General features: G+C 50.2%; 24 protein-coding genes. 6 read left to right on the top strand and 18 right to left on the bottom strand.

Going from position 1 to position 26,403, the window contains the following annotated elements; genetic code table 11:
• Positions 1-11: 11 nt before the first annotated feature.
• From JUB14_RS26045 to JUB14_RS26065, 5 genes are all read right to left on the bottom strand, one after another.
• Complete coding sequence (locus JUB14_RS26045; RefSeq protein ID WP_207509808.1) at positions 12-1,121, bottom strand: FecR family protein; 1,110 nt, start codon at positions 1,119-1,121, stop codon at positions 12-14.
• Positions 1,122-1,219: 98 nt separating this feature from the next.
• Entirely contained in the window at positions 1,220-1,834 is a 615-nt protein-coding gene (locus tag JUB14_RS26050) for an RNA polymerase sigma factor (RefSeq protein WP_207509809.1), read from the bottom strand.
• A 283-nt stretch (positions 1,835-2,117) separates the two neighbouring features.
• Positions 2,118-3,089 carry a lytic transglycosylase domain-containing protein gene (locus JUB14_RS26055; protein ID WP_229368321.1) on the bottom strand — a complete coding sequence of 324 codons (972 nt, stop codon included), beginning with the start codon at positions 3,087-3,089 and terminating at the stop codon, positions 2,118-2,120.
• 444 nt (positions 3,090-3,533) lie between these two features.
• Positions 3,534-3,917: a DUF3037 domain-containing protein gene (locus tag JUB14_RS26060; RefSeq protein ID WP_207509810.1), complete on the bottom strand. Its 384-nt coding sequence runs from the start codon at positions 3,915-3,917 to the stop codon at positions 3,534-3,536.
• Entirely contained in the window at positions 3,895-4,680 is a 786-nt protein-coding gene (locus tag JUB14_RS26065; protein WP_310586202.1) for a HipA family kinase, read from the bottom strand. Before JUB14_RS26065 ends, JUB14_RS26060 begins: the two co-directional genes overlap by 23 nt.
• A 332-nt stretch (positions 4,681-5,012) precedes the next feature.
• Between JUB14_RS26065 and JUB14_RS26070 the strand changes: the two genes are divergently transcribed.
• Positions 5,013-5,993, top strand: coding sequence for a L,D-transpeptidase (locus JUB14_RS26070; RefSeq protein ID WP_207509812.1), 981 nt, complete (start codon positions 5,013-5,015; stop codon positions 5,991-5,993).
• Between the two features lie 69 nt (positions 5,994-6,062).
• Here JUB14_RS26070 and JUB14_RS26075 read toward each other — a convergent pair whose 3' ends face one another.
• The 3 genes from JUB14_RS26075 to JUB14_RS26085 form a co-directional block, all read right to left on the bottom strand.
• On the bottom strand, positions 6,063-8,276 hold the full coding sequence (locus tag JUB14_RS26075) for a xanthine dehydrogenase family protein molybdopterin-binding subunit (protein ID WP_207509813.1): 2,214 nt from the start codon (positions 8,274-8,276) through the stop codon (positions 6,063-6,065).
• Between the two features lie 24 nt (positions 8,277-8,300).
• A complete protein-coding gene (locus JUB14_RS26080; protein ID WP_207509814.1) occupies positions 8,301-8,768 on the bottom strand; it encodes a (2Fe-2S)-binding protein in 468 nt (155 codons plus the stop codon).
• Positions 8,769-9,238: 470 nt separating this feature from the next.
• A complete protein-coding gene (locus JUB14_RS26085) occupies positions 9,239-9,757 on the bottom strand; it encodes a fasciclin domain-containing protein (protein WP_207509815.1) in 519 nt (172 codons plus the stop codon).
• A gap of 592 nt (positions 9,758-10,349) precedes the next feature.
• Between JUB14_RS26085 and JUB14_RS26090 the strand changes: the two genes are divergently transcribed.
• Positions 10,350-11,114: a M48 family metallopeptidase gene (locus tag JUB14_RS26090; RefSeq protein WP_207509816.1), complete on the top strand. Its 765-nt coding sequence runs from the start codon at positions 10,350-10,352 to the stop codon at positions 11,112-11,114.
• Between the two features lie 133 nt (positions 11,115-11,247).
• Here the strand turns inward: JUB14_RS26090 and JUB14_RS26095 are convergent, their stop codons facing one another.
• The 9 genes from JUB14_RS26095 to atpA form a co-directional block, all read right to left on the bottom strand.
• A complete protein-coding gene (locus JUB14_RS26095) occupies positions 11,248-11,931 on the bottom strand; it encodes an outer membrane beta-barrel protein (protein WP_207509817.1) in 684 nt (227 codons plus the stop codon).
• Between the two features lie 92 nt (positions 11,932-12,023).
• The gene (gene galU / locus JUB14_RS26100) at positions 12,024-12,896 is read right to left on the bottom strand and encodes a UTP--glucose-1-phosphate uridylyltransferase GalU (RefSeq protein WP_207509818.1); all 873 of its coding nucleotides are present in this window, start codon (positions 12,894-12,896) and stop codon (positions 12,024-12,026) included.
• Between the two features lie 193 nt (positions 12,897-13,089).
• Positions 13,090-14,085, bottom strand: a complete 996-nt coding sequence (locus JUB14_RS26105) for a mevalonate kinase family protein (protein ID WP_207509819.1) — start codon at positions 14,083-14,085, stop codon at positions 13,090-13,092.
• Between the two features lie 304 nt (positions 14,086-14,389).
• Entirely contained in the window at positions 14,390-15,388 is a 999-nt protein-coding gene (locus tag JUB14_RS26110) for a c-type cytochrome (protein WP_207509820.1), read from the bottom strand.
• Between the two features lie 152 nt (positions 15,389-15,540).
• Positions 15,541-16,080, bottom strand: coding sequence for a YceI family protein (locus JUB14_RS26115; RefSeq protein WP_207509821.1), 540 nt, complete (start codon positions 16,078-16,080; stop codon positions 15,541-15,543).
• A gap of 142 nt (positions 16,081-16,222) precedes the next feature.
• Complete coding sequence (locus JUB14_RS26120) at positions 16,223-16,399, bottom strand: hypothetical protein (protein ID WP_207509822.1); 177 nt, start codon at positions 16,397-16,399, stop codon at positions 16,223-16,225.
• A 201-nt stretch (positions 16,400-16,600) separates the two neighbouring features.
• Positions 16,601-17,335 carry an outer membrane lipoprotein-sorting protein gene (locus JUB14_RS26125; RefSeq protein WP_207509823.1) on the bottom strand — a complete coding sequence of 245 codons (735 nt, stop codon included), beginning with the start codon at positions 17,333-17,335 and terminating at the stop codon, positions 16,601-16,603.
• 235 nt (positions 17,336-17,570) lie between these two features.
• On the bottom strand, positions 17,571-18,458 hold the full coding sequence (atpG, locus tag JUB14_RS26130) for an ATP synthase F1 subunit gamma (protein ID WP_207509824.1): 888 nt from the start codon (positions 18,456-18,458) through the stop codon (positions 17,571-17,573).
• A gap of 103 nt (positions 18,459-18,561) precedes the next feature.
• Entirely contained in the window at positions 18,562-20,142 is a 1,581-nt protein-coding gene (gene atpA / locus JUB14_RS26135) for a F0F1 ATP synthase subunit alpha (RefSeq protein ID WP_207509825.1), read from the bottom strand.
• 290 nt (positions 20,143-20,432) lie between these two features.
• On the opposite strand from atpA, the gene bamJ reads away from it, so the two are divergent.
• From bamJ to JUB14_RS26150, 3 genes are all read left to right on the top strand, one after another.
• The gene (bamJ, locus tag JUB14_RS26140) at positions 20,433-21,191 is read left to right on the top strand and encodes a BamJ family beta-barrel-assembly machinery protein (RefSeq protein WP_207509826.1); all 759 of its coding nucleotides are present in this window, start codon (positions 20,433-20,435) and stop codon (positions 21,189-21,191) included.
• Between the two features lie 8 nt (positions 21,192-21,199).
• Positions 21,200-23,308: a carboxy terminal-processing peptidase gene (locus JUB14_RS26145; protein WP_207509827.1), complete on the top strand. Its 2,109-nt coding sequence runs from the start codon at positions 21,200-21,202 to the stop codon at positions 23,306-23,308.
• A gap of 83 nt (positions 23,309-23,391) precedes the next feature.
• Positions 23,392-24,126, top strand: coding sequence for a CPBP family glutamic-type intramembrane protease (locus JUB14_RS26150; protein ID WP_207509828.1), 735 nt, complete (start codon positions 23,392-23,394; stop codon positions 24,124-24,126).
• Positions 24,127-24,139: 13 nt separating this feature from the next.
• Here JUB14_RS26150 and JUB14_RS26155 read toward each other — a convergent pair whose 3' ends face one another.
• Complete coding sequence (locus JUB14_RS26155; RefSeq protein WP_207509829.1) at positions 24,140-25,507, bottom strand: MATE family efflux transporter; 1,368 nt, start codon at positions 25,505-25,507, stop codon at positions 24,140-24,142.
• Between the two features lie 138 nt (positions 25,508-25,645).
• Here JUB14_RS26155 and JUB14_RS26160 point away from each other — a divergent pair, with 138 nt between their 5' ends.
• Positions 25,646-26,362: a DUF4290 domain-containing protein gene (locus tag JUB14_RS26160; protein ID WP_207509830.1), complete on the top strand. Its 717-nt coding sequence runs from the start codon at positions 25,646-25,648 to the stop codon at positions 26,360-26,362.
• Positions 26,363-26,403 lie beyond the last annotated feature (41 nt).

Consider the following 26,403-nt stretch of genomic DNA (forward strand, 5'->3'; position numbering starts at 1 on the left):
TGTTTAGTGTTCTATCGGCATCCTTTACTGGTAATTATTATTTTTCCATCCATTTGTTCATGATGGGCGTCCAGCGTCCTGCATATCATAGATAGCTTTTCGAACAGGGGCTCATCATCAAGGGATGCGGTCAGAAAGCAGTTTTTCATGACCTCCTCATCAAATACAATCTCTACCCCGTAGGCCCTTTCCAGTGCGGCAAACACCCGGTTAATGGGAGTTCCGCTAAACTCAAACATGGCCCGCTGAATCGGTATGTCCAGGATCGTAGGCGAATCGACCAGTGACCTCAGGAGCCGGCCATCTTCCTGATCAAATACCATCCGCTGGTTAGGAGTCAGTACCAGACCGGCCAGCTGTTTGGATTGCTGCTTCTCGACCCTCTCTTTATCCGAGCGGGTAAATACAGACACTTTACCGGTCTTCACAATGACATTGATCTGATCATCTTTGGTCGCTTTGACCGTAAAGCTGGTTCCTAGTACTTTGGTGATGATATTATTGGCGTAGACAAAAAAGGGCTTCTCGGGGTTCTTGGCAACTTCAAAGAAGGCCTCGCCCGTCAGGTATACCTCCCGCTGTGCATGGCTGTTGAACTCCCGGGGAAAGCTGATCCGGCTATTGGGAAGCAGCAGTACCGAACTACCATCGGTGAGCATCACCAGCTTGTTGTCAGAAGTAGTATTTGTCACTTCTTCTAGGGGTGTAGCAGCGCTGGTAGTCAGTTCCTGATAGATACGGGTCGTAGGATCGCTTACCCGCTGGTACTGATCCCATCCCAGCCAGGCCATGCCGATCACCAGAACGGCAGCGGCGGCCCAGCGCCATACCGGCAGGGTATACCGGCGCTCAGGATTCAGGGGTTCAACAGCTGGCTGGGTCGCCTCGGTAATACGACGGATGTTATGCCGGACTCTGGCCGGAGGCAAGGTGAATGTTTCTCCCTGAATGGCGAGTAAGGTCTCTTTGGCTCTGTGGAAGACAGGCGCCTTCTCGGGATACAGGAGTGGGACCTGCTCCCACCACTGAGCTAGCTCGGGAGTAGCCTCTCCGAATACCCACATCCGGAAGGACTCATCTTCGAGAAAATCTCTAAGCTCAGAATGGTTAAATGATTTCATTGAAAAACGCTATTTGTCTGCCTCTCTATACAGACAATTAGCTGGGTCGCTCTACATACCCTCCGTTTTAGACTTTTTTTTAATTTTTTTTGAAGCTATTAGTGAAAGGGGCCGAAAACGTACAATAGTAACATGGGGATTATGGAGTCTTCCCAGTGATCCCTCAGGAAAGTAAGGGCTTTGTGGAGGTGATTGGAAACGGACTGGCGGTTGATATTCATGATGTGGGCGATCTGGTCCACATCCAGCCCTTCGAAGTAGCGCAGGTACAGGGCTTCCTGCTGCCGGATGGGCAGCTGGTTGACGACATGCTTGATTTTATGAACGGTGAGCTGCTCCTTTTCCAGCAGGAACAGCACATCCTGGAAGTTCTGCTCAGAGGGGAGCTCTGAGGCTTCGTCTTCGGATACCCAGCCGCGGCGCTGGACGCGCTGCAGCTCCAGTAGCATTTTGTGCCTGAATGACTTGAACAGGTACTTACGTATAGAATCAGTAGCGCTTAGAGACAAGCGCTTCTCCCATAGGTATACAAACAGATCGTGCAGGCAGTCTTCAATAAAGCTGATGTCTTTGGTAAACCGCGTACCAAAGCGGAACAAACTGTCGTAGTGACGCTCGATAATCTGCTCAAATGCTTCATGATTCCCGTCTTTAAATAGCTGCCATAGTTGCTGGTCAAGAGGGTTATCGTTTAGAGGAGCAGTGTCAATCATACAAATCCTTCAATATTCGCTTTCTGTGTGCCAGATAAATCGCTAAGTTAACACTAGTTGACTTAATGACCACACACTTCCTTTCACACTCATTTAACTAGTTTTGGCAGGCAGTCTTACCAGTACTCACTGCGGTGGCTTTTAGTTGCAAAGAGAGCAACACAAAATCTACCTCAGGTAATTCCTGAATTGCTTACTCGGAGCCTCTTTTTATTGCTGGTGCGGTGTACCGACGCAGGTATAAAACCAACGCTATGTAACCATCGGTATTGTTCATGAAGTGCTATTCCTGTGCAGGCCTGGGAGTGACACTTGCCTGTGCTGCCTCCCGGTCCGGCACCCGTACTTCGTACCCCTTACCACTGGCTACCAGCCGGTAGTTGGAGGTGTTACTAAACCACGGATTCAGCTCCCGTAGTTCCTTGTAGGTAGTATTATGTTGTTTAGCAAAGTCAATAAGATTAATGGTCTTATCGACCCGTACGGTCTTAAACTTGTAAGGTCGGTAGGTATCCTCGGGACGTATAAAGAAGCCGTACGCCTGCGGATTTTCCATGATCAGCTTGAAGGCGATAAGGCGGTATACATAGCGGGCGGTCTCGGGGTTGAGGTACAGGTCCCAGAAGTTATTCGTTTTCTGCACGTCAAGTACGCTCTTTACACCACTGACTCCCCGATTGTACGAAGCAGCGACCAGTGACCAGCTGTTGAGGTTACGGTAGGCCCACTTCAGATAGCGGCTGGCCGCCTCGGTGGCCAGTTTAGGATCCTTACGCATATCTATATCACCGTTGATGGTCAGGCCGTAGTCGCGGGCAGTAGCCGGCATAAACTGCCACATACCCACGGCACCGGCATAAGACCGGGCGGTGTTCTGAAACTCACTTTCGGCTACAGCCAGGTAGATAAAGTCAGTAGGTACGCCATTCTCCTGTAGGGTCTTTTCGATCAGAGGACGCCAGCGCTCGATGCGTTTCAGAACAAAAATAGTATTGGAGTGGCGGAATGTATTGACAATCAATTCGTGTTCCAGGCCTTCGCGTACATCATCCCGTTCCAGGGGGACCCTCTCGCCGGCAAAGGTGAGATTATCCGGAATAGGGGGCATACTTACATACTGAGGCCGGTCCGGAAAGTCGGCGCTAAGGGGAGCCTGGTTAGCTACGGAGTCCTTCTTCTTAGACTCAGAAGCCTCATCCTTAGATTTACAGCCAATTAAAAAAAGAAGCCCGAAAAAGAATATGTAGCGCATCATACTTCAAGGTAAAGCGTGGTAAAAATTAACAATGGCTACAAGGATTTGTTCGTGGTGTTTATCCTGCGGTAGGGAGGGGGCCATACAAAATGGGGGATGATTCCAGAGTATACAGGTCCCAATACAGTACAACGCGGCAGATAGGTATGTATTAGAAAAAACTTAAAGTTGCTCAGTAGGGGTAACCTTTGGAAAGTGGAGGCGTTACTTTATGGACGACTGGAGCATAGAAGCAGGAATAGCCGACAGGCTGAGGTAACTAGTTAGGAAGTTAGGTACCCTGCTCTGGACCATCGGTGGTCCGGAGCAAGAGTCGTGTTCACTCATTATCAAAAGAAGAAGGTGTACTGGCTGAGGTGGCCCTGGTGCCGCTTGAGCAGGGAAGCCCGAAGCGACCTGGCTGCGGGCTCTCATTTTATAGGATCACCGGTGGTGAATAAGTAGCTACTGAACCAACTGGTGGTACAACTTAGAGAGCTTTTCCTCGGCATTCTCACACAGTCCCGGATGCACCGCTGATGTCTGTACTACAGTACTACGGGCGGCAGTCAGCCAGCGGAAGCGCCCAGATGTAGGTAGCTGACCGATAGGGCCGCCCTCGCGGCGTCCGGCGCAGATGCGCTCGAAAGCCCGCAGCCGTTCTTTCAGCTCCGCCAGGTCTATCTCGGGCGAAAAAGCCCGCAGCCGCTGTTCGTTCAACTCGTAGCGCGTTTGCAGGAATCCCTGCGAGGAACAGAAGAGGATGACGCCGACATTCATAAACTCCTCCCGCTCCACCCGCGGTACTACTCGTATGACGGCGTATTCAAATAAGTGCTTCTCTGGCATCCTTTGCTGCGTTGACAAAAATTTCTGAATGGGCGAGGCGGGTCGTCAAAAAGTTGACGTACACCTGCCGCTGTTCCTGGGGGTCACCCTCCACTAGCCACTGATCGGGCACCAAAGATACAATAGATCTGATTTTCTCCTCGGTAAGTACCTGCCTGAACTCCGCATCAACCGCATCAAGTTCCGTCGCCTGAGGCAGCAGTACGTGGTCTTTGATCTGGGCGAAGGGGCGTTGGGCCTGCTCCTCCCAGGGCTGACCTGTGTGGTGAAAGTACAGCGCAGCACCGTGATCAATCAGCCATAGCTCCTTATTCCACATCAGCATATTGGTATTGCGGGCGGTACGATCAACGTTGGTTGTGAGGCAGTCCAGCCATACGATCTCGGAGGCCAGCCGGGCATCCACCGTAGTGACCAGAGGGTCAAAGGTAATAGAGCCGGACAGGTAGTGGAGCGCCAGGTTGAGCCCTTCACTGGCCCGCAGCAGGTCCTGGATCTCCTCGTCGGGCTCCGTGCGTCCAAAGGCTTCATTAAGTTCGGCGAATACAATCTCGGGGATGCGGAAGCCCAGCAAGCGGGCGATTTCTCCGACGATCAGTTCAGCGACCAGTACTTTGGGGCCTTGTCCGGCCCCTCTGAACTTCAGTACGTACAGAAAGTCATCGTTGGCCTCGGCAATGGCCGGCAGGGAGCCTCCTTCGCGCAACGGCGTGACGTAGCGGGTCACCTGGACGGTTCGGAGTTCGGATTGGAAACTATTCACAGGGGTATCATTAGTCATGTACAGCTCCGGATGCTACCGGCATTAGCTTACTAACCAGATCCGGCGGGAGTTGTCCTGAAAGGTAGGGCAATTTTCTGATAAAATCGTGATGGATCCTCTCCCTCCGCCTGCTGTCTACCAGCCTTACTGGCTGCCCTGCCTTCCCTAAATGTGCAATTTTTTACCAACCTTCTTCTTCAAAATGCCTCTATATGAGCTGAGGGCGTATGGCTCACTTTTTTCTCTGTACAAAATAGAAAGGGCCTTATCAGGCTCGAAACAGTGCTTCTGGAGAGAGAGCATGTGGAGTGAGTACTTAAATGCAATAAGCCATGAAGATCAATCATAAAGTTAAAAATACAATTAAGGTACTATTCGTCGCGATGCTGGCGGTAGTAGCTGTGAGCTATAGGACCAACCACAATCAGCAGGTTGTTTCCCCGATGTATGCAACCAGTGGTAGCGATACTTCTGGTAGTACTGATACTTTAGGTATGGAAGGAGTGGATACGCTTGCTGAAAGTCCTGCGGATGAGCCGGCCTGGATGATGGCTGAGCCTGTCGATGTTCAGTATGTATGGATGAAAACAACTGACTCGTTGCGGAAGAATCTGAGTGGAACCAAGAAAGATCTGGTGTTGGCTCTGAACCGCGTCAGCGAAAACCGGATCAGACGTCTGGACTCACTTATTGTGCCGGATACCGTTACGGCTGATTTTATGGCCTATTCACCTTTCCCGTTTCAACTGGACTCCGCTTCTGAGATTGAAAAACTTATAGTCTTTGACTACCGTATCCAGGCCTTTAGTGCCTACGAAAAAGGCAAACTGGTACGTTGGGGACCGGTAAGTATGGGTAGTAAAGGGCGGCTAACTCCTACGGGGATGTACCATACCAACTACCACAAAAAGCGCAAGATCAGTACGGTGGACGATAGCTGGATCATGGACTGGTACTTCAATATCATGAACTTTGAAGGTATAGGCATGCATGAATACAGCCTTCCGGGTTATCCGGCCAGCCACGGTTGTCTGCGTCTGTTAGAGAACGATGCCTACTGGATCTATAACTGGGCTGATCAGTGGCGACTGACACCCGATGGAGGCAGCGTAACAGCCTACGGTACCCCTGTACTTATATACGGTGCCTATGACTTTGAAGGTCCTCGCCCCTGGCATGAACTGGTAAATGATCCCCATGCTAACGACATACCTGCCGACAGCCTGAACCTGCGGTTGAGCGAGCATCTGGATAAGATTCTGAAGCGGCAGACCAAGCGGGACTCGGTGCTGGTAGCACGGGGAGATATATAGAGATTAGACAGTAAGTAGTATAAAAAGCGGGAGCAGACCAAAGGGAACTGCTCCCGCTTTTTATGTGGTCTACCCCGCCACCTCCTCCGCCCGGACGGGCAGGTGTCGGATGCGTTTGCCACTGGCGCGGTAGATGGCGTTGACTACGGCCGCGGCGGTAGGGCCCTGGGCGGCTTCACCGGCTCCGAGGGGTTCTTCGTGGGGGCGGGGAATCACGGCCACCTCTACGATAGGTACATCGCTGTATCGGAAGATCGGGTAGGAGGTCCAGTCGCGGCTGCTGACGTGCTGCTGATCAAAAAGGACTTCTTCTTTGAGCGTCCAGCTCGCCGACTGTACCATACCGCCCTCGGTCTGGTTGATGACACCATCCAGGTTGATCACTTCGCCCGCGTCGATTACACCCCATAGCTGCTGTAGCTTCACCTGGCCCGTAGCCTTATCCACGGCTACTTTGGCGGCCACGGCACAGTAGGTAGCGGTATTCTTATAGCGGGAAAAAGCTACTCCTATCCCTTCGTTAGGCCCGGTTTTGACAGGGCGGACCATCTCTTTCAGCTTCTGCATCACGGCTATGGCCCGTTCATCGGTGGAGTGCATAATGCGGAAGTCCAGCGGATCTTTCTGCGCCTTTACCGACAGCTCATCCATAAATGATTCAATGGCGAATACATTGCCATAGGCTCCCAGGCTACGCAGCGCCGACACCCGCAGCGGCCCCTCAAAGGTGTGGACGTCTATCTGGTAGTTAGGAATGGCGTAGTAGGGCTCCGAGTTGCGGAAGGCACCTCCGGCGTAGCCCGAGCCGGGCGGGTTGAAGGGCTTCTCCAGGTACCTTGCCGCCAGCAGATTGCCCGGATTGCCACCGGGGCGGGAGCTGTGCGAGTCGGACCAGAGGGCGTAGCGCCAGTGGCTGATCCGGCCCGTGTTGTCCATTCGGGCTTCGGCTTCCATGCGCATGGCGCTGCCGTAGGGCTCCCAGGCGTGCTCGTCTTCCCGCATCCACTGCATCCGCACGGGTTTGCCGGGGTAGGCCACGGCTACCAGCGCCGCGTCGGCGGCCACATCGTCCGCTCCGTTGTGGCCGTAGCAACCCGAGCCGGGTACGCCTTTAAGGTGTACCTTGTCCGGGTCCATGTTCAGCATTTTAGCGAGGGCGTCGCGTAGGGGGTACACGCCCTGCGTGTGCGTCCACACGTGCAGGGTATTCCCCTCGTACAGCGCCACGGCGCAGGAGGGGCCGATGGAGCCATGCATCTGGTACGGCTTGTAGTAGCTCGCCCGCAACGTACGAGCGTCCGGCTGGTCCAGCGGGCTTACGGTACCCTGGCTCTTGACGTTCTGGCTCCGGGTAGGGAGTGTTATGATATAGGCTTCCAGATCCTGTCCCGAAGGGAGCAGCGGTTGAGGCTGGCTCCAGCGGGCGTGCTCGCGTGCTCGTTGCTGAGCCTGCACGGCCTGGTACTCCTGCTCCGTTACCACCGCCACGAAGCTCCCGTTGATCACGGTTTTAAGCAGACCGGGTACTTTGAAATTCTTCTCGTCAAATGCTTCCAGTCGGGCGCGGTAGGCCGGTGGCCGTACCACCCGCGCATGTACCATGCCCGGCAGCCGGATATCCTGTACATATACCGATTCACCCCGGGTCATGCGCTCAATGTCGGTGCGGGGAATGGCCTTGCCTACGTAGCGGTACTCGCTCTTAGGCTTCAGCTTTACCGAGGGCTTTACCTCTCCTTCCAGTTGCTTCCCATTGAGAAGCTGCGCGAAGCTAAGTACCTGATTCGTCCCTGTTTTCCTGACCTGTCCGGCGGACAGGTTGAGTTGTTCAGGCCTGGTGTTCCAATGTTGGGCAGCTAGTCCCAGCAGTTGCTGCCGGGCGGCGGCGGCGGCGTGGCGTACAGCCATGGCACTGTGTTCCATAGAGCCGCTGCCGGCGGTATACCCTTCGTTAGGCGTACGGCCCGTTTCGGCCAGGTGTACCTCTACCTGCGTCAGATCTAGTTCCAGTTCCTCGGCAGCTACCTGCGCGATGGCCGTCCGGATACCCTGCCCCAGTTCCATTTTTCCCGTAAATACCCGTACTCGGCCATCGGCAAGTACTTCCAGCCAGGCATCGATGCGGTCCTCAATGGTGAGGCTGCCGGGTAGTGCCAATGCCGAAGGGGAAGGAGTAGCCTCCGCCCAGCGGGTACCCGTCAGTGAAAAGCCAATGGTAAGGCAGCCGAGGCTGCTGATAAACTTCCGGCGTGACTGCTGCGGACTATAAGCTGATTCTTTCATAGCTAGGATAGTGTGGGGATAAGATTAGGATTCCTTAGCAGCTCTTTGAATGGCTTTCATGATGCGCGTTTGGGTACCACAGCGGCAGAGGTTGCGCTCCATACCCGCCCGGATGGCCGCATCGTCAGGATTTTTGTTTGAGTCCAGCAGCGCTACGGCGGCGATCACCATGCCGTTGAGGCAGTACCCGCACTGGGCAGCTTGCTCCTGTACAAAAGCCCGCTGCACCGGGTGTAGCGTACCATCGGGCCGGATGAGGCCCTCGAGGGTAGTGATCTTCCGGCCCTCCATAGATTCGACAGGTACTCGACAACTGGGCACGGCTACGCCATCCAGTAGTACCATGCAGGCTCCGCAGACTTCGTGACCGCAGCCGTACTTGGGACCGTTCAGCTCCAGCTCGTTGCGGAGGACGTACAGCAGTGGCGTGGAAGGGTCTACCCGCAGACTGTGCTGCTTGCCGTTGACTTGTAACGTGATATCTTTTTCCATGGGCAGGGGGTAGTATATGGGCTACTACTAAAGGTAACAGGCTGTACCTCTGTTTATTGTTGAAAAGGCAGGTGCTGGTCTAATTTACCTCCTTTTTGGTACTAATCGCTATGTCCTGAGTCTTCCCCTGCTAACCCTGATTTGTAATCAGGGTTGCATAGTATAGCGCCTATGACGCGATTTAATAGTCGGTCTGGTATCGCGTCACAGACGCTAGTAGAAACAACACTCAATTATAAATTGGGTTTAGCGGGAAATTAGGGGTGATGGAGTTTGGTAAAAAAGCACCATCAAGGGCATATAGTACCAACTAGTCCAACTGCCTCAGGGCTTTGGCAGCCTGAAATAAAAACGCTCCGGCCGAATCCGGCCGGAGCGTAAACACACAAACACTAGCAAACTAGGGAACTTGACTTATTTATATAGTAAAACAGAGGAGGGAGATAGAGGGGGTATAAGCAGGTTGGAGCTTATTTAGAGGGCATTAGTACCGTATCAATCGAGTGAACTACTCCATTAGTCGCTTTGATGTCGGCTGTGGTCACAGTGGCCATGTTGCCTTTGGCGTCTTCCAGCATGACTTTTCCGTCTTTCATACGTACTGTAAGCTTATCTCCCTGAATGGTCGTAACGGCTTGCCCATCTTTCAGATCCGACGACATCACTGAGCCCTGCACTACATGGTATAGTAGGATTCCCGACAGCATCTTCTTGTTCTCAGGCTTCAGGAGATTATCTACAGTACCGCTGGGTAAGGCCGAGAAAGCACTGTTTGTAGGAGCAAATACCGTGTAGGGACCCTGCGAAGACGCCTGGTCTGCCAGTCCGGCGGCCTTCAGCGCTGCCAGTAAAGTGGTGTGGTTTTCGGATAGGGCGGCACTTCCAGCCAGATCCTTACCTGTGGTAGTCTGTGCATTGGCTCCCAGTACCACCGCACATCCCAATACAACTACCATCATGCATCTTACTACCAATGATTGATTTTTCATCTCTATCTTGTTTAAGTTTTAGTTACTATGATTATACTACGTTTTGCGATATGAACCTAATGTTTGCATTGTTGTTTAAATATTTTGAAAAAAAATTAAACATGGATGTTCTGGTTTAGCTATAACTTAAAGAATGAGATAGCAATGGCGCATGCATGTGCCGTTGGTAGAGTACTGTTTTAACATGGAGCATTGTTGAGGAGTTGACGGACGTTTCATTTGCCGGGGGAATAGAATTCCTAAAAAGCTCTCGTCAGGCAGGATAAAAGGGGCAGTGTCTGCCGACGGGTAGCTGCCAGTTGGCTCGGGCAGAGGCCTGCTAGTAACAGGTTGAATGGTAGGCAACTTCCTGAAAATATATAAAATTGTGTCGGAATGGGGGTTCACATATTGGTGACTTGTAGAGATAAAGTACCAAACAGAGTAGTAGATGTCAGGTGTAACTATTTGCTGTACAGTGGCGTATAAATGAATGGTAGGGGCGGTATAGTCTTAAATTTATGTTCTGGCATTAAACTTTTATAAAGCGGTTATGTCCAACTGATGAATAACCTGAAAAGGACATTCTGGTATCTAACCAAATTTTGAGAACATGAAACGAATCGCAAGCATATTCATACTAGTAGGTGGGTTGTTGACCATGCCCATGGCCTACGCTCAGAGCAGCGCCGCTCATGCCGCACAGGCTGGAATTGATGCTATTACTTCCCTGACCCTGACCAATGCCCAGGTAGCGCAGTACTCACGACAGGCGGTACAGCAGATGGACGCCCAGAATCCGGTAGCTGGTCCCAATGACCCCTATACCAAGCGACTGAACCGTATCGTGAGCCGTCACCGTACCGTAAGTGGTATACCTATCAACTACAAAGTGTATCTGGTACCTGATGTGAACGCCTTTGCCACCGCCGATGGTAGTGTACGGGTATTCAAAGGTCTGATGGACATCATGACTGACCAGGAGATACTGGCAATTATTGGCCACGAGATTGGTCACGTAGTCAACAAAGACTCCCACGATGCCATGAAGAGCGCCCTCCGTCGTTCGGCGGTACGTAATGCCGTAGCCTCGCAGGGAGGTACTCTGGGGGAGTTGTCAAAATCGCAGATTGGTGGGGTTGCTGATTACATGCTTGGTGCGTCATTCAGTCGTAAGCAGGAAACTGAGGCTGATGATTATAGCTACCAGTTCCTGATGAAAAACGGGTACAGTGTACTACCACTGGCTTCATCATTTGAGAAATTGTCTAAAGCCGGAGGAGGAAAAGGAGTACCTGAGTTTCTCTCTACCCACCCCGACAGCAAGACCCGCGCCGCACGTATACGTGACCGCGCCCGTAAAGAGGGAAGAAAGTAAATAGCTGTGAGATTTTTAGGAGTTAGGGTTTAGCTCCTGCTTCGCATACATAGTGCAAAAGCCGGTACTACCTAATTTAATAGTACCGGCTTTCTTTGTTTGGGATGCTCTGATTAAGCATTGGTAATGCCTTTCAGAAAGATACTCCGGTAACTACCTGTAGGGTACTGGTCTGTAATTCGTTGAAAGTGGATTGGTTTGAGCCGGAATTAGTCAGGCTGTAACTGCTTATGCTCTGATTCACGCGAAAAGAAATAGGTATCCGAACCGAGCCTAAGGGAAGTTCGGCACCGACGCCAGCCAGTAGTGCTATACTACCCCGGGTGGAGGTAGGCTCAAGATCCGTTTCATAGGGAAGTCTATGGCAGGGAGCTATAATAGGACATAGAGTTGTAAAGCCCTTATAGTGATGTTTCAGTCCTGCTCTGTACCCGGCACCAATTTCCAGAAAGGGACGAAAGCGGGAGCGACTGGAGAGTTTATAACGAAGCAGGATGGGGAGGTTAATAGATTGGTGTATCAGGTCATTATTTTCTTCTCTGCTACCATCGCGGTAGTAGGCCTTCTCCCAGTTGGGCTGAAAGTGCAGGCTGAGCCGGGGGACGTTCTTTAAGAGCTGGTAACTGAGGTCTACACCTATCATTCCTCCGCCTACACTCCGCCAGGGCGCTTTTGACCCGTAGGTGCCGAACCCATTTATTCCTACCACCAGCCCTACTTTTACATCGCGTTCTTCGGGAGTTTGAGAAAATACCGGATAACCAGACAACGCAGCCATCCAGACAATAAGCAGAATTCTTTTCGTAGGTCGGGTCATGTAAGTTGGATAGAATATGGTAGGTACTTTGCTAAAAAGCCTGTTCTACTTTGAGAAGTAGAACAGGCCTCTATATTATAAAAAGGCTCCTTTTACACTTCCTGCGTAGCCAGCAGCTCTTCCAGGAACTTCCGGAACGGAGCGGCAAACTCCTTACGCTTCAGCGCGAACTCAACAGTTGTTTTCAGGAAGTCGAGCTTATTGCCGATATCGTGACGCTTACCCTCGATCAGGTGCGAGTAGATGTTCTCCCGCTTGAGCAACAGAAGCAGGGAGTCCGTAAGCTGGATCTCGTTGTTTTTGCCCTTGGGCGTCTGCTCAATGGCCTGGAATATCTCGGGCGTCAGTATGTAGCGGCCGGCTATGGCCAGGTTAGAAGGCGCTGACTCCACAGCGGGCTTTTCTACCAGTGTTGTTAGCTCCTTGATGGTATCGCTCATTGAAGTACCCCCTACGATCCCGTAGCGGTTTACTTTGTCGGCCGGTACCTGCTCCACAGCTATCACCGATCCGCCGTACTGCTCGTAGGTATCCACCAACTGCTGGGTAACCGGGATCACTGAGTCCATGATGGTGTCGCCCAGGAGTACCGCGAAGGGCTCATTACCTACGTGGTGGCGGGCGTAGTAGATGGCATCACCCAGGCCATTGGCTTCCTTCTGACGTACAAAATGTACATTAGCCATGTCGGCCAGGCGGCGCATCTCATTGTACCAGGCTTGATCTTCCTTCTCTTCCAGACGGGCTTCCAGCTCAAAGTTACGGTCGAAGTGGTCTTCGATGGCGCGCTTGCCTTTGCCCGAAATAATCAGAATATCTTCAATACCCGAGTCTACCGCTTCCTGCACTACGTACTGAATGGTAGGAATATCTATAATAGGAAGCATCTCTTTGGGCATAGACTTGGTCGCTGGCAAAAAGCGGGTACCTAGTCCGGCGGCGGGTATAACGGCTTTGCGAATCATGAGTAGGTGTTAGATAGTAAAGTTTAAGGTTGAACAGGAGGAGAGCAGGAAAGGAGAAAAGTACTGGTTCTGTAATTCTCCTGATCTCTTTATCTCCTTCTTATAATTTTATTAGCCATAAATAACTAGTTGGTAGTAGTATCTTCTTTTGGCACTTTCCTCCATTAGACACTTTCTTACCTTTTCTCCTTCATTAAACTATGTAGGGTCGGATGACGCGGGCGTTGTATTTTTTTAGCTCCACAAAGAGGCGGTTGAGCATCTCGTCGTCGCGGTAGGTACCTATGATCGTCCCCCCTGAGCCAGCAAACTTGGCCGATGCGCCGCAGGCGCGGGCGGCGTTGATAAGTTGCTTATTGGTGTCAGATACTTTATAGATCGTGCAACGCAGGTCGAAGTTCTGGTTCATCAAATCGTGCAGATCATCGGGTCGTCCTTCCCGCAATGCGGTGCGAGCCTGCTCAGCCAGACCAGCTATCTGCCCCATAGTTTGTACCACATCAGTATCACCCCGATCAAATCGCGCCCGGACATCGCTATGTACCTTGCCCGATACTTTGCTGAGATGGGTGTTGTAGGCCACGTACAGCTTAGGAAGCTGTTCTGGATCGATCCGCTCGTACTCACCGTAGCCCCGCTGCTTAAGGAGTTCCTTGTCAAAGTTCATGTACACGCAGCCTTCGTAACACTGGATTACCCGATCCTGCAGACCGGCTGCGATACCCAGTTCCTCCGACTCACACGACAGTACAAGGCAGGGAAGTATCTCGAGGGGAATCTCCACCTTATAGAACTGCATCAGTCCCCGGAACAGCGCCACCAGGATAGCACTGGACCCAGACATACCTACCTGACGGGGAATAGACGAGCGGTAGCGAACGGTGAAATTGCGGTTGGGCAGACGGATTCCCTGCTCTTCGCAGTAGTCGCCAAATTTCTTGATACCAGCCTTAATGAGGGGAATACCTCCGTTATACCCCAGCATACTGACCGAGTCACGCAGGTGGTAGATACTCTTGAAGGTACTGCCATCCTGAGGTTCAGGTTCTATATGTAGTTCAGGAGATTCATATAAGGATATGGATGCACCGAAGTTACGTACTGAAATGGCTAGGGTTTTACCAAAGAAACCATCCGAAGGATTGCCCAAAAGACCGGCCCGGGCGTAGGCGCGCTTCTCTATAATCAACGGTAAATCTGTTTTATTTCAAATAAATACGACTAAATGACGACAGCTGCTTTTCCCTCCCCTTAGACCGTTGGATAAAAGAGGAGCTACTTTTGCCGTAAGTTTAAGCAATTTATGGGTATTGCTACATGCGAATACAAGCTCAAGCGTTATAATTAGCTTCTTTTCTGCATTTTGTGTTGCCCAGACCATTTATTTACTCTGCCTTGTTCTTAAAAACAAGTACTTGTATACTATATGTGTAATAGTAATAAAGCCCCTCTTACTAGCAGTAGGAGGGGCTTTGCTATTTGGAAAGAAACGGCTACTTCATCGCTACGGGATCAAGGATAGAAAACTTCTCTACTTTGTTGTTTATTGGTTTTATACTACGCAGGTACGCATAGATTGCTTTCAGATCCTCCTCTTTCATGTTAGCGTACATGATCCAGGGCATGTTAGTCTGGAAATCTTTCTCACCTACTGCCGCCGGTTTGAAAGAGCTGTCGGCGTAGGCCTTAAAACGGGCTACAAACGCTTCTTCGGACCAGTTACCCAGGCCGGTTTCTTTGTCAGGGGTTAGGTTGGCGGTGCGCACAACACGTCCGTTGCCCATGCCCATTTCCCAGCCACCGGCGAAGTCCATCCCGGGCAGTTTATTACCCTGAGCATCGGGCTTGGTATGGCACTCACGACAGCCGCCTATGTTGACCAGATAACGGCCGTAGGCTACCTTATCACTTGGATCAGGGCGTTTGCCACCGGGAGCATTCTGCGGAATGGTATTCAGGATAAAATTAAAAGGGAAAGAGGGATCCGACTCAGGTATTTCGCTATCGATAGGCTGGAGACTTCTCAGATAAGCTATTACATCTTTTATATCTTCGGGATCGGCCTCGGCGTAATACTTATAGGGCATAACCGGAAATATAGTCTTGCCGTGTTTGTTGACGCCGGTCGTAATAGTGCGGTATATTTCGCCGTCTGTCCAGTCTTTCAGACGGGCCGGAGTAATGTTTCGGGAATAAAACGTACCAGGGAAGCCCAGAGTTTCGTCGAACACTTCACCACCGGCGCCGTAAGTATTCATTTTGAGCGGACCGGCAAACTTTGAAAAGTCTCTCTGGCTATGGCAATCCATACATACCATCACGTTATTGGCCAGGTACCGTCCATGCTCTATACGTTCGGGAGTTGCTTCGACGGTTAGTTGGGGGGCATCGTCTACGTCGGGCAGGACGTATGTAGTGTAGATGGCCGCTCCAGCGACAGCTAATACCACAAGGGCCAGGAACCAGCCGGCGACTTTTAGAAGTGTTTTCATTCAGGAAATGGTTAAGGTGGCAAAGAGGTAGGAAATAGTACTACTGGACGGTATTCTATTGATTAATAAAGGTATATATAGTCTCAGACAAAAAAAAGCACGGCTCATGGAGCCGTGCTTTTTTTTATTAAGCGGTAGGATAAGTTTGTCTTCTACTGCTTTGCAACCTGTACGTTGATGACCAGTTTTACTTCGTCAGCTACAACCACGCCACCTGCTTCGGTTACTGCATGCCAGGTTAGGCCGAAGTCTTTGCGGTTTATTTTTCCACTCAATTCGAAGCCCGCTTTATGGTTACCGTAGAAGTCTACCATGCTGCCGCCGTACTCCGCATTCAGTACTATCGACTTCGTAGTTCCTTTGATAGTGATATCACCAGTGATTTTATAGGTATCGTCGCCGGTTTTCTCAACGCTGGTTGATACGAATGTGAGCTTAGGATGGGTTTCGGCATCAAAGAAATCCGCCGAGCGCAGGTGCTGATCACGCTGCTCCTGGTTAGTATCTATGCTGGCTATATCTGCTGAAAACTGGATCTGAGCCGTAGTGAAATCTTCACCTTCGGTTTCGACAGTACCTTCAAATTGCTTGAATGATCCGGTAACGGTAGAAATAACCAGGTGCTTTACCTTAAACTGAATTTCGGAATGGGTAGGGTCGATGGCCCAGGTAGTTTTTACTGCGGTTTCCATACTGTTAGTAGTGTTTTATGTTATAAGTGTGATTACATTTAGTGTATATACATATAAAATTACAAATTAGTTCGAATACATATAAAAAAATCCCGCACTGTGTAGGTGCGGGATTCTATAGTAATGAAAATGAGAAAAAAAGCTATTCTCTTTCTTCAGTAGTATTTTCCTCGTTGTCTTCACTACTGTGGTTAATACTGGGATCCTCCGCTGGAGGAGTAGTAGGGACAGTATTAGTCGGGTAGGAAGTGTAAACAGGTGACTCTGTTCTTTCCTTCTCGACACCTGGTATGGCGGGTTCTCCTCTTCTACGTGTCATAATTATATCTTTTAAGTTTAACTAGCATTTAAGTACTATAGCTAAACAATCATTCCACATAGCCTAAGCTTACTTAGGCCTGTTACATGGGGAATATGTTCTATTCCTGTGGATTAGGGGCGCAACAGGTCTATACAAACAACAGGCACCGGCTCATAAAGCCGGTGCCTGTACAAATTGAGATGAAGTCAGATACTTCGATTAGTTTTTGGGCATCGCAAAGATACTTTCATCTATCTGAGGATTCACCTGCACAGATTTTACAACCATTGTAATGGCGCCGGGCATAGCGGGAGACTCGATCTGGGCTGAAAATGGGTACGTAATGCCATCAACCTTCTTGAAATTGGACTGAGTCATCTTAGTCTCTACATCCTGACCGTTTACATTAGCTTTTACCAGTGTGCGTAGGATGTAGTAGGTATCTTTCGAAATGTAGTTGGTTACGGCTACGCCGTTGGTATTGGTGACCTTTACCAGGTATACCGGCGTACCTTCCAGTGTCTCCTGACCTAGCAGTTCAGCTTTATAACCCTTTGCTTTGTAGTCGTACAGGCCTGTCAGATCTACCTGGCCCGACATAGCTTTTACCATCTCGTCTGGTAGGGGGGTAGGGGCGCTCTGTCCCATCATGGGGTTAACGCTCCAGCCGGTAGTGCCATCCAGCGCCTGGATAACCTTCGTTCCCTGAATATCGGTTTCGCTCCGGAAGCCACGCTGCTGTACTATGGTAGTAGTGGTAGGTATTTCCATGCCCATGACCTGCATAGCAGCCTCTATCTTCATACTTTTCAGGTTAGATAGTTTGTCGGCTCCTCCCATGGCCTCTACGTGTTTATTAATGATCTCATCTACGTTCTGAGCCGAAGCACTGCTGATAACCACCAGCATAAGAAGGGCCGCTGCAAAAGCCCGGAAAATTTTCAGATTAGCCATAAAGTATAAAGGTATATTGGAAAATAAGGTTTACAGGCTTCTAAGTACCTGTCGATTAGGTAAAACGCTGGTTTAAAGATAGCATTATATTAGTGCCACAATAACTTTCCGTGCGGTAAATTACTCAATCGGTCTGAATTGGCGGTAGCGGGTCTGAGGTGGGGATATACGGAAAATAAAAACGGGGCGGAATCTGTACGATCCGCCCCGTTTTGAACTATACTCTTTTTGGCTGTTAAGCTGATAGTGCTTCGGCACCACCCACGATCTCGAGGATCTCCTTCGTAATCGCTGCCTGACGGGTACGGTTGTACACGAGGCGCAGCTCTTTCAGAAGCTCCTGCGCATTATCGGTAGCCTTATCCATGGCTGTCATACGAGCACCATGCTCCGAAGCATTGGACTCAAGGACAGCGCGGTACAGCTGAATTTTAAGTGTCTTGGGGATCAGCTCGTTCACTATTTCGGCCTCCGAAGGCTCGAATGTATAGTTTACATTGGATACCTGAGTAGCTGAGTTATCCTCCTGTGCAGAAGTGATCGGCAGGAAGGGCTCCGTACGGATGATCTGAGTAGCTACGTTTTTGAACTCGTTATAAACCAGCTCAACTACATCATAACGCCCCTGCGAGAAGGAATTCATGATGTCCTCAGCAGCTTCCTTCACGTTCACAAAGCTAAGGCGGGTATAGAGGTCAGAGTAGCGATCGTTAACTTTGAAGCCACGACGAGCCATACCTTCACCTCCTTTTTTACCAATAGCCATGATCTCGACATTGCCCCGGCGTGCCTGCTCAGCATACTGGGTTCTGATACGATCCATAGTCGCCTTAATAATATTACTATTAAAGGCACCGGCTAGTCCGCGGTCTGAGGTAACTATTACGAATAGTACATTCTCAACCGGACGTACTCTGGAAAAGGGGCTTTCGTTGGCGGTTTCGGCACCAGCCGATACGGTGGCCAGCATCTCACCTAATTTTTGCGCGTAAGGGCGCATCTGAAATATACTATCCTGAGCTCGGCGCAGTTTGGACGCGGACACCATTTTCATCGCTTTGGTGATCTGCTGCGTCGAGTTAACTGAGACAATCCGGTTACGTACTTCTTTTAAGCTTGCCATGCGTAGACTAAAAGTGGAAGGCTAAAGCAGAAGAGAGGAAAATACAGGGGCTGCATATACCGCTCTCTTCCTGCTGTCGACTTGTATATTAGGTTATTTCAAATCAGGCTTTGTACTTAGCCGATACGTCTTTCGCTACTTTCTCAAGAACGCCCGTGATGCTGTCATCCAGCTTTCCGGCGCGCAGCGCCGACAATGTATCGCTATGCTGAGCTGCCAGAACAGCCAGGAAATCCTTTTCAAACTCTCTTACCTGAGCCACTGGTACTTTATCCAGCAAACCTTTTGTAGATGCGTAGATGATTGCCACTTGCTGCTCAACAGGTACCGGGCTGTACTGAGGCTGTTTCAATACTTCCAGGTTGCTGCGTCCCCGGTCAATCGCCAGCTTGGTAGCGGCATCAAGGTCTGAACCAAACTTAGCGAAAGCTTCCAGTTCGCGGAACTGTGCCTGATCCAGCTTCAGAGTACCAGCTACTTTCTTCATTGACTTGATCTGAGCGTTACCACCCACACGAGATACCGATATACCTACGTTAATGGCCGGACGGATACCCGCGTTGAACAGGTTAGACTCAAGGAAGATCTGACCGTCAGTGATCGAGATTACGTTTGTAGGGATATAAGCAGATACGTCACCAGCCTGTGTCTCGATGATCGGCAGAGCTGTCAGTGAACCACCTCCTTTAACCCGGCCAGCCAGTGATGGTGGCAGGTCGTTCATTTCTTTGGCGATGGAGTCATCCGCAACGATCTTAGCGGCACGCTCCAGCAGGCGGCTATGCAGATAGAATACGTCACCAGGGTACGCCTCACGTCCGGGAGGACGACGCAGCAGCAGAGACACCTCGCGATAAGCTACGGCCTGCTTGGAAAGGTCATCATAAACAACCAGGGCAGGACGTCCGGTATCGCGGAAGTACTCACCAATAGCAGCACCCGTAAACGGAGCAAAGAACTGCATAGGTGAAGGATCAGAAGCCGCAGCAGCTACGATTACAGTGTAATCCATAGCTCCGTAGCGACGTAGGGTAGCTTCGATCTGCTTGATGGTAGAAGCTTTCTGACCACAGGCGACATAGATACAGTATACAGGCTCACCTTTGTCGTAGAACTCTCTCTGGTTGATGATTGCGTCAATCGCAACGGCAGTCTTACCGGTCTGGCGGTCACCAATGATCAATTCACGCTGACCACGACCGATGGGGATCATGGCGTCGATCGCCTTGATACCAGTCTGCAGAGGCTCATTTACAGGCTGACGATAGATTACACCCGGTGCTTTACGCTCCAGGGGCATCTCGTACAGGTCTCCCATAATAGGGCCCAAACCGTCGATAGGCTCAGCCAGTGTATTTACTACACGACCTACGATCTGGTCACCAACTCTTACCGAAGCAATTTCGCTGGTACGCTTTACGGTGGCTCCTTCTTTAATTTCGCTATAGTCTCCCAATAATACGGCTCCTACGTTATCCTCTTCGAGGTTTAGGGCCAGGGCTTTTAGTCCATTTTCGAATACAAGCAACTCACCCGCTTGTACTTTTGAAAGGCCATAGATACGTGCTACCCCGTCACCAATCTGGAGTACCGTACCTACTTCTTCGAGTTCAGCCTCTGATTTAGCGCCAGCAAGCTGCTCGCGTAAGATGGCCGAAACTTCGTCTGGTCTTACAGATATCATAGTATAATTGACTTATTTTAAGTGTAGAAGAAACTTACCCAAAAAGTGCCGCAAATTTACGTCATTATTTTTTTATAATAGACATTAACTACAAAAAACATTAGCGTCAAAATTAGATTTTTCTTAGGTTTCCCGGCGTACCCCCGTTTATCCGGCCCAAAAGCCGCCAATCCACACTAATTATCACTTAACCAAACTTTTTTAGGTAGATACTGTGTTTTTTAAGTAATTGATTTCGTTTTTTAGCCAATCAATTATAAAACTATTTTTTATCGATTTAAAAAAACCGAATGTACATCAATTTGAAAGCAATGATTGCCACCGTAGCCTGCGCTACTTTACTGGCTACAAACGGGATAGCACAGACTACCAAAAAAACTTCCAAACCTGCACCCACTAAACCCGCGGCGACTACTCCTAAGGCTACAACAGCCAGTGCTACCCCAACTCTCAAGACCAATGTTGATTCTGTGGCCTACGCGATAGGCATTAGTGTAGCCGGATCACTTAAGTCACAGGGACTTTCGGATATCAATACAGAGCACCTGATCAGGGCTATCAATGAAACGCTGAAGGGCGGTACTACTGCCATGACCCCTGAGCAGGCCAATCAGGTCATAGGTGAATATTTCCAGAAGCAGACCAGCGTCAAAGGACAAGCCAACAAGCAGGCTGGTGAGAAGTTCCTGGCTGAGAACAAGAAGAGACCCGAAGTAAAAACTACGGAAAGTGGACTACAGTACGAAGTCATCAAAATGGGGGAAGGTCCCAAGCCCACTGCTACTGATCGTGTAAAGGTAAACTATCATGGAACACTAGCGGATGGAACAGTATTTGATAGCTCAGTAGAACGGGGCGAACCAGTAGAGTTCCCGGTCAATGGTGTAATACAAGGCTGGCAGGAAGCTCTACAGCTGATGCCGGTTGGCTCTAAGTGGAAAGTGTACCTTCCATCCGAGCTGGCGTACGGTGAACGTGCCGCCGGACCAACGATCGGACCAAATTCTGCTCTTGTCTTCGAAGTAGAATTATTAGAAATCCTTAAATAGTATTTAATATGAGAAAGTACCTGATCACCCTGATACCTGTGGTGTTGCTGGGATGGCAGCAGCGGCCGGTGCCTGAGCAAGGCATGGAGCTGGCGTCGTCATCGAATACTGCTATGGAGGAGGAGTTGCAACCCACTGCGTCTCAGTTTCGCGCGGAGGCATTAGTAACCCGTATTTTAAGTAATTATCATTACCGCAAAACGAAGCTGACAGACTCCCTTTCATCGGCAGTCTATGACAAGTATCTGGGTGATATTGACCACAACCGACTGTACTTTCTGGCATCGGATGTGGCTCAATTTGATAAATATAGGTACTCATTCGACGATTTTCTGACCAAAGGTGAGCTTCAGGTACCTTACGATATGTACAACCTGTTTCGTAAGCGGTACAAGGAGCGTAGCGAGTATATTCAGAAGCTGCTGAATCAGCCGAAGCCTTTTGACTATACACTGGATGAAAACCTTAATACGGATCGTGAAAAAGCCGCCTGGGCTAAAAGTCCGGAGGAGCTGAATGATATCTGGCGCAAGTACATCAAGAGCGAAGCTCTAGATCTGAAGCTGGCCGGTAAGGCTGACTCCTCTGTGGTAAGTACCCTGCGTGATCGCTACAAGAACCGTGATCGCGGACTGGAGCGTATCCGTAGCGAGCAGGTATTCCAGATGTACATGAATGCCTTTGCCGAGTCGCTTGATCCGCATACCAACTACATGTCACCTACCTCGGCTGATCGCTTCAAGCAGGATATGAGCCTGTCGCTGGAAGGGATTGGTGCGTTGTTGAGAGAAGAGGACAACTACATAAAAATTGTGGATGTTATTCCCGGTGGTCCTGCCTTCAAAGGCAAGCAGCTGAAGAAGGAAGACCGTATTATAGGTGTGGCTCAGGGAGATGACGGAAAAATTGTGGATATCGTCGGTTGGTTTGTCGATGATGCTGTCAAACTGATCAAAGGTCCCAAAGGTACTGTAGTACGTCTGCAAGTACTTCCTGTTAATGCACTGCCCAACACGCCTCCTAAGGAGATTCGTCTGGTGCGTGAAAAAGTAAAACTGGAAGAGCAGGGAGCCAAGAAAGAGATAGTGACTATCAACCAAGGCAACAGGAATTATAAGATCGGTGTCATTGATATTCCAACCTTCTACCGTGACTTCGAAGGAGCACAGCAGCGTGAAAAGGAGTTCTCCAGCACGACCCGTGATGTACAGAAGCTGATCGATGAACTAAAAACCGAGAAAGTGGACGGTATCGTGATAGACCTGCGTAACAACGGTGGTGGATCACTGACCGAGGCGATCTCACTGACCGGCTTGTTTATCAACAAAGGACCAGTCGTACAGGTAAAAGAGTCGATGGGTGATATTGAAGTGCAGGCCGATACTGATGCGTCGGTTGCTTATACAGGCCCGCTGGCGGTGATTGTAAACCGTTTTAGTGCCTCAGCTTCTGAAATTTTCGCGGCAGCCATTCAGGACTATAAGCGTGGCTTGATCGTTGGCGAGCAAACCTATGGTAAAGGTACCGTTCAGACCCTGATCGACCTGAACCAGTGGATGCCGAAGGAGAGCGAGCAGTTGGGTCAGGTAAAAATGACTGTAGCTAAGTTCTACCGGATCAATGGTAGCAGTACTCAGCTCCGCGGTGTAATGCCGGATGTAGAACTACCTACTGCTTTTAAAACGAATGAGTACGGTGAAGGTTCGCAGAAAAGCGCCCTGCCCTGGGATCAGATCGCTTCTACCCGTTTTGAGGTAACTGATAATATCAGTGATAAACTGGTATCTCAGGTAAGCGATAAGTATAACCAGCGTCTGCGCAGTGACGAGGAGCTGAAAAAGCTGACCGAAGATCTGGCGTTGTTCCGCAAGGCTCGTGAAGATAAGACCATTTCTCTACAGGAGTCGAAGCGTAAGAAAGAGCGCGAAGAAGCCGAAAAGAAGCGGGCTGCTCTGAGCAAGCTGGGTGAAACGGAGATAGACGGCGAAGAGGATGAATCAACCGCTAAGGCTGAGACTAAGAAGAAGGATGTGTATATCACCGAAACCGGTCGCATTCTGGCTGATCTGATCAATTTCTCAAAGGAGCCTAGCCTGGCAGGTACCAAGAAGAAATAATTTAATAAACGAATATAAAAGCGACTGCTCCGGCTTATCCCCGGGGTAGTCGCTTTTGTACTATATTGGCTTTTAGCTCCTGTATGCGCCTGGGATTTATACTCAAAGACTTCCTCCATTTTCTACGACATCCCACCTATTTGCTGTCCGAAGTACCCGTACGGGTGCGGGTAGTCTTTGGGCTCTTTCTGATCCTCAGTATTTTCAGAATTGCAGCCATTGTGGCCGATGTGTGGCTGATTAGGCCCCTGGCCAAAGTACTCAGTGATCAGGAACTGGCCCGACAGACGGTCTATTCAACGAGTTTTGTGGAACTGGTGGTGGGCTCACTGGTGATGGCCCCGCTGGTCGAAGAACTAGCCTACCGCTGGGGACTCCGCTTCTCACCGGCTCGTACAGCCGTGTCGGTAGGGTTGATCGTGTTTTACTGGCTACCGTTTGGAGGTACGTACTCAACCAATATCCTGAATGTATTGGATCAGCCGGGTTTCTATCTGATGGTCACCATGGCTGCGGTGGCCGGACTTACCATGTTTGCGTTGCTGAGTGTACCGCTGCTGGAGGCTTCCGTCAGCAGACGATGGCATCGGTACTTCGGCAGTATCTTCTATATAACATCGCTGCTCTTCGGCCTGATGCATATTTTCAATGTAGCCGATCTAACCCTGAGCGTCTGGCTGCTGGCTCCCTTTATTACAGTGCAGCAGATTGTATTTGGACTCTTTAACGGCTACGTCCGGATGCGGTTTGGCTTTGTGCACGCGGTACTGCAGCACGCCCTTTTTAACCTGATCCCCCTGATGCTATTGTATGTGTAGCAGCCACGGATGATTAATGACCACTCACCGCTTCGGGCTTGACCTCATCCAGTTTGATCTGACGAAGCTTCCGGTAAAACCGTATGGTGAGCAGCAGCGCTGAGGCCGTCAGACCTACCGACAGACCTATCCAAACACCCGTTACATCCATACCCAGCGGGAAGGCCAGTACATAGCTCATAGGCAGGGCCAGGCCCCAGTAGGCAAATAAGGTAATAACCGTAGGTACATTGACATCGGCAATACCACGCAAAGTACCCAGCCCCACGACCTGTATACCATCCGAAAGCTGGAAAAAGCCGGCAATAATAACCAGCCCCGCGGCGATGGTAGCCACCTCGGCATTATCACGGATGTAGAGGCTAACGAGCCAGTCATTAGCAGTCAGGAATAGGATGCAGCACAGACCCATGAATACCGTCACCAGCAGGAAGGCCGCCGTGCCCGCTCTCCTGACGGCTTGTATACTTTGCTGTCCGACGGCCATACCTACCCGGATACTACCCGCGGCGGCAATACCGGTGGCCATCATGTACGTAGTAGACGCCATATTGATAGCTATCTGGTGTGCGGCCAGTTGTGGTTCGCCCAGCCAACCAATCATGATCACAGCCAGGGAGAAGGCAGCGATCTCAAAGAAAAACTGGAAACCACCCGGTAAGCCAAGTTTCAGGATTTTTACACGAAGGTTCTGTAAAGAAGTGGCCAGGCCGGAAGCTATCAGGTAAGGCCGGAAAAAGGCGTCACGCTTTACGTAGTACCATATAGCTCCGGCCATGTAGATCCGGGATAGCAGGGTGCCTACGGCGGCTCCCAAGAAGCCCATATATAGGATGAGTGCGTAGTTTAGAAGGGCGTTCAGTACCAGGGCAGACATGGTAATATACATAGCCACCCTGGGGCGGGAGAGCCCGTCGCAGAGCTGACGCACAGCTATGAACAGCAGCAGGGGTAGGTTAGATATAGTAATAATGATCATAAAAGGGCGGGCCAGTTCCGTAATATCGGGCGTCTGACGGAAGATCTGGAACTGCCAGGCAGCCAGCAGACCAATAACCCCCAGTACGGCTCCTAGTAGGAGAGCTACCTGAATACCCGCTCTGTACAGCCGGTTGATCTCGGCCTTTTCGCCCTTGCCGTAGGCCTGTGATACCAGCGCCGATACAATGGAAAGTCCACCAACCCCGATACTGCCAATGAGGAAGGTGACCGAAGTGGCTATACCGGAGGCTCCCAGCGGAACTGCGCCCAGCAGCCGCCCGATCATCAGGTTGTCAGTTACGCCCATCAGTACCACTCCCAACTGGGCTACCACGATCGGGATACTCAGCTGAAAGGTTTGTTTGATGTCGCGTTGGTACAGGCGAACTAGTGGATGCATAAAGTCTGAAATTCTACTGGTTTCAATTTGGGCCTGCAAAAGTACGAAATCTAACGCGGACCTGCTGCTAATGAGTTACACCAACTTTTTTCTCAGAAAAAACTTCTTAATTTTGTCATTCTAAAAATCTTCACGCTCTTGAAAGAATACGGTAGCAACGTACAAAAACTCGCGGATCACATCACTGCCATGCAGGATCGCGAAAAGCGCACTCTCTACGCGCATATTTTGGTGGAGCTAATGCGTCAGATTCATCCTAACATGAAGGATAATCAGGACTACTACAACAAGCTCTGGGACGATCTCTATATCATATCGGGTTTTGAACTGGATGTTGACAGTCCCTATCCACCGCCGTCCAAAGAAGTACTGGGCCGCAAACCCCTAAGAGTGGATTACAATCAGCAGAATCTTAATTTTCGCCACTACGGCCGGAATGTGGAGCTACTGGTAGAGAAAGCCATACAGACCGAAGACAAGGACGATCGTCTGGCTTTTGTATCGTACCTGTTCCGGTTGATGCGCTCATTCTATAACACCTGGAACAAGGATAATCCGGAGGATGTCGTGCTACTGGAGCATATGGAGATCCTGGCGGATGGACAGCTGAAGGAAGAGATCGACTATATTCGTCAGAATGGACCAATAGAAGCTTCCCCCAAAGACAGGAACAGCAATCCGGAGCGTGGCCGGAACAGCCAGCCTACGGGCTATCAGGCGCAGACCAGTGGTTACAATAACAACAATGACCGGTCTTCCAATAACTCCAGCAATAATCGTAATCGGCACAATAACAATAAGTACTCAAACCGCAATAACAACAATAATAACAATAACCGGAACCGCAGGAAATAAAACTTGTAATCCGGCTGAGCTACCTTTTTATCCGGCTGCCG

It is taken from the genome of Telluribacter humicola (assembly GCF_017355935.1).
Classification (GTDB): domain Bacteria; phylum Bacteroidota; class Bacteroidia; order Cytophagales; family Spirosomataceae; genus Telluribacter; species Telluribacter humicola.